3 protein-coding genes are annotated in these 4,511 nt (G+C 44.4%); 2 read left to right on the top strand and 1 reads right to left on the bottom strand.

Annotated elements, in window-relative coordinates; all coding sequences use genetic code 11:
• Both NC99_RS22215 and NC99_RS21020 read left to right on the top strand, forming a co-directional pair.
• The coding region (locus NC99_RS22215) for a hypothetical protein (protein ID WP_204375082.1) at positions 1-889 on the top strand (889 nt) is incomplete at its 5' end.
• Between the two features lie 21 nt (positions 890-910).
• A complete protein-coding gene (locus NC99_RS21020) occupies positions 911-3,979 on the top strand; it encodes a GH116 family glycosyl hydrolase (RefSeq protein WP_082326628.1) in 3,069 nt (1,022 codons plus the stop codon).
• A gap of 150 nt (positions 3,980-4,129) precedes the next feature.
• Here NC99_RS21020 and NC99_RS21015 read toward each other — a convergent pair whose 3' ends face one another.
• Positions 4,130-4,339, bottom strand: a complete 210-nt coding sequence (locus NC99_RS21015; RefSeq protein ID WP_053188830.1) for a tyrosine-type recombinase/integrase — start codon at positions 4,337-4,339, stop codon at positions 4,130-4,132.
• Positions 4,340-4,511 lie beyond the last annotated feature (172 nt).

Raw genomic sequence — 4,511 nt, 5'->3', positions numbered from 1 at the left:
CGAGCGTTTGCTTCAATATGCGCAGGAATATGCAGATGCATTATTGAAAGTACAGTTTTCCGATGGATTTTTCCCAGGATGGCTTGATTTAGAGAGTCTGCAACCAATGAAACATCTGAATGATTCACCTGAAAGCGCGATGTCTGTAACATTTCTGTTGAAACTGTTTGAACTGACAGGAAATCACAACTACAAAAAAGCGGCACTCAACGCTATGGATGCCGTGATTCTTGAGGTTATCACCGACGGGAGATGGGAGGATTTCGAAACTTATTGGTCGTGCTCTCGTTACGGGGCCGACAATTTGGTCGGACAAAAGGTTACACGAAACAATATGTACAAGCAAAACAATTTTTCCATGTTTTGGACAGCTGAAGCTCTCTTGGAGTGCTATCGCATAACAAAGAAAGAAAGCTACCTGTTGCTGGGACAACGCACACTCGATGAGTTACTAATGACCCAGGCGTCCTGGCAACCTCCCTTTATGTATGTGAATGTGCTGGGAGGTTTCGGTGTAATGAATGCTGACGGAGAGTGGAATGATTCGCGACAAAGCCTTTTTTCCGAATTGATATTAGACTATGGTAAGTTATTAAACAGAGATGAGTACAAAGAAAGAGGGCTGGCCGCGTTGAAAGCCTCATTTGTAATGATGTATTGTCCGGAGAACCCTTCAACAAAAGCGCAATGGGAAAAGGCATGGCCGTTTTTTGGGTCTGAGGATTATGGGTTTATGATGGAGAACTATGGACATGGAGGCGAAACATCGTCCGAGGGTATTGGTATGGGTGAATTTACCATTTACGACTGGGGAAATGGTGCTGCCGCTGAGGCCTATAGCCGCATCGTAGACCATTATGGGGAGACATTTATTCATTCGAAGAAGTAATCAAATTATAAACGAAAACACATGAAGGACAATTTTCGAGCAAAAAGCAGGCGTGAGTTTTTAAAAAACAGCGCAGCCGTCGGTGCCCTTTTAACAGTTCCTTTTGGGGTTGAAGCTAACAGTGGCGCTGGTTCAGAGAGGCAGTTGGCTGAAGATCCTTACCGTACGTTAAATCGTCAGCAAGGAGCGCATGCATTCAATGGCAGCTATTCTGGTAATTATCTGGATCGGATTGCTTTTCCAATTGGGGGTATTGGTGCTGGTATGTTCTGTATGGAAGGCACGGGAGCCATTTCACACCTCTCCGTAAACAATCGCCCTGAGATTTACAATGAGCCATACGCTTTTGCTGCTATCAGCGTGAAAGGCGTTTCCAATGGAGCCAAGGTGTTGGAAGCTCCAGTTCCGCAGTGGAAGCTTTTTGGCCCTGGCGGAACAGGCAATGGGAGCGGCGACAGGAGTTATGGTTTGCCGCGTTTTGAGAAAGGAAGTTTTTTGCCTCGCTTTCCTTTTGCCACCCTGGAACTGGAAGACCGGGATTTACCTTTGAAAATTAAAGTCGTAGGCTGGAGTCCATTCATTCCAGGAGATGAGGATAATTCAAGTCTTCCCGTTGGCGTGTTGGAATACCAATTTGAAAACTCTTCGACAAAAGATATAGAGGCCGTTTTTTCGTATAACGCCAGAAATTTTATCGATGGCGCGGGACGTATTGTGGAAGAAAAAAATGGCTTCCGATTGGTTAAAGCCAACAATAGAAATGGCACAGGATTTTCCATATACGTGAATCAAAACGATGCCGTTGTTGATTATTGTTGGTTTCGAGGTGGTTGGTTCGATCCGCAAACCATCCTCTGGAAACACATTCAGAATGCCGATATGGTCAGTAATCCGGTGGTGGATGATTCGGCGCCGGGCGCTTCGATTTATGTTCCTTTGAAATTAGGTCCTGGCGAACAAAAAACAATTGCAGTCAATTTTAGCTGGTACCTGCCTAGCTCTACGCTTACTGCCGGAACATCGGTTAATGCAGGATCCGCTTTCCGTGAGAAGCCTTCAGATGGAACCGCTTCAAATCAGCAGAAAGTCTCGGGTTACGCCGGAAATCAATTGGTCAACACCTTTGATCCGCTAGGAGATGGACAGACCGGGATTTTACAATCTCCGACTTTGACATTAGACAAACGATACCTGAAATTTCTGGTTGGTGGGGGAACGAATCCTGAAAAGACGGCAGTCCGATTACTGATTGATGGAAAAGTGACGGAAATGGCTACTGGAAATCAAACAGAGAATCTGGTAGAGAAAATTTGGGATCTGAAAAAGTATGAAGGAGAAAAGGCGGTAATCCATATTGTTGATCAAAGTACGGGACCGTGGGGCCACATTTTGGCTGATCAGTTTGTACTGACGGATAATGTAAATGAAGATTTATACAATTTGTCATCGCAGGCAAAGTTAATTGCCGGTTTTGAGCACGGCAATTATGATGGCTGGAAGAAGATTCAGGATGAAGTTGAAACGAACGAAGAGATCGATCCTTTTTACCGGCCGTGGTATTCGGGGCGGTTTAAGAGTCTGGATGAAGTGGTGGAATACTGGAATCATCACGCTTCAACCTTGAGAGAGAAAAGCGAATTGTTTCGTGATGCCTTTTTCAATTCCACACTTCCGGCCGAGGTTATTGAAGCTATAGCTGCTAATTTGACCATCCTGAAATCACCAACGGTGCTGCGGCAAACAGACGGAAAACTATGGGCCTGGGAAGGATGCAGCGACAACGCAGGATGCTGTCACGGCAGTTGTACGCATGTCTGGAACTATGCTCAAGCAATTCCTCATCTGTTCCCGGTTTTGGAACGTTCGCTTCGTGAAACGGAATTTGAAATCAATCAGAATAAGCGAGGTCATCAGGTTTTTCGAGCCACTTTACCTATTTCCAGAACAGTACACGATTTTCACTCGGCATGTGATGGACAGTTGGGAGGAATTATGAAAATCTATCGGGATTGGCGTATCAGTGGCGAAACCAGCTGGATGGAAAAGCTTTATCCACGGGTGAAAGAAAGCATGGATTATTGTATCGAGACTTGGGATCCCAAGCATCAGGGTTTTTTGGAAGAGCCACACCACAATACATACGACATTGAGTTTTGGGGCCCCGATGGGATGTGCACGAGCTTTTACCTCGGGGCGCTTACCGCCTTTGTTGAAATGAGCAAAGCCCTGGATGAGCCGTCCGGACTGTATGAAACACTACTTTCAAAAGGCAAAAGATACATGGAAGAAGAGCTTTTTGAAGGTGAATATTTCATTCAGAATATAAAATGGACAGGATTGCGGACGCCTGATCCGGTAGAAGCCCAGTCATTTCATACCCAATATTCCAAAGAAGCTTTAGAAATTCTCAGGAAAGAAGGGCCAAAATATCAGTACGGCACTGGCTGTTTATCCGATGGCATTTTGGGCATGTGGATGGCTGCTGTTTGCGGTCTGGATGAAATTGTGGACAATGAGAAAGTAAAAAGTCACCTGATTGCAGTACATCAATATAATTTGAAAGATGATTTGACTGATCATGACAATCCGCAGCGCCCAACATATGCTTGTGGTGATGATGGTGGTTTGTTGCTATGTACCTGGCCTAAGGGAGGAAAGCTTTCGCTGCCATTTGTCTACAGCAATGAAGTGTGGACCGGCATTGAATACCAGGTGGCCAGCCACCTCATGTTTAAAGGTGAAGTGGAAAAGGGGCTCGATATTGTCCGTGAGTGCCGCAATCGCTATGATGGTGTGATCCGCAATCCGTTTGACGAATATGAATGTGGGCATTGGTATGCACGTGCGATGTCCAGCTATGGAATGTTAGAGGGACTGACCGGTGTTCGTTATGATGCAGTAAATAGGACGCTGCTTATTGATTCCAGAATCGGCGATTTCACCGGATTTTTATCTACTGCGTCAGGCTTTGGTAATGTCGGGCTAAAGAATGGAAATCCTTTTTTGAATGTGGTTTACGGAAAAATTAATGTTGAAAAAATTGTCGTTTCCGGAGTGGAAAAATCATTCGTGGGAGCATCGTTTAGTTAGTTGTTTAGAGTCCGGGATCCCAGGATTCCGGACTTTGGACGAAAAGTAAAGGAACGTGCAGAAGAAATAGAATCTGCGGATCATTTCCTGCCAATGGCAGATATCATTCGCTTTCAATAAATTTACTGAGTGTCCTCAATCGACTCTTTATCACCTCAAATGGTTAACTTTTTTTATCGGTATTTCCTTTGTTTCGAGTTTTGATTTCAGAATTGAAATGTCATCAGACATGCGGGTATCAACAATTCTGGCATAAATCTGTGTCGTTTGCAGCGAGGTGTGCCCAAGCATTTTTGAGACCGTTTCGATCGGGACCCCGTTACTAAGGGTTACCGTGGTGGCAAAAGTGTGCCGGGCCAAATGAAAAGTGAGGTTCTTTTTGATCCCGCAGATATCTGCTATTTCCTTGAGGTAATTATTTAGTTAATCCTTATGAACTAATATTTACTGGAGATAATTGTTTTTGTCTAATGATTATTTCCAGTAAATATTAGTTAGATCGGAAGAGCGTCTTTTTGGGAATTTTTTTTTT

The organism is Sunxiuqinia dokdonensis, from assembly GCF_001270965.1.
In the GTDB taxonomy this organism is placed as follows: Bacteria; Bacteroidota; Bacteroidia; order Bacteroidales; family Prolixibacteraceae; genus Sunxiuqinia; species Sunxiuqinia dokdonensis.
The sequence above is the reverse complement of the archived record's forward strand: the minus strand, read 5'-3'. Positions and strand labels throughout refer to the sequence as shown.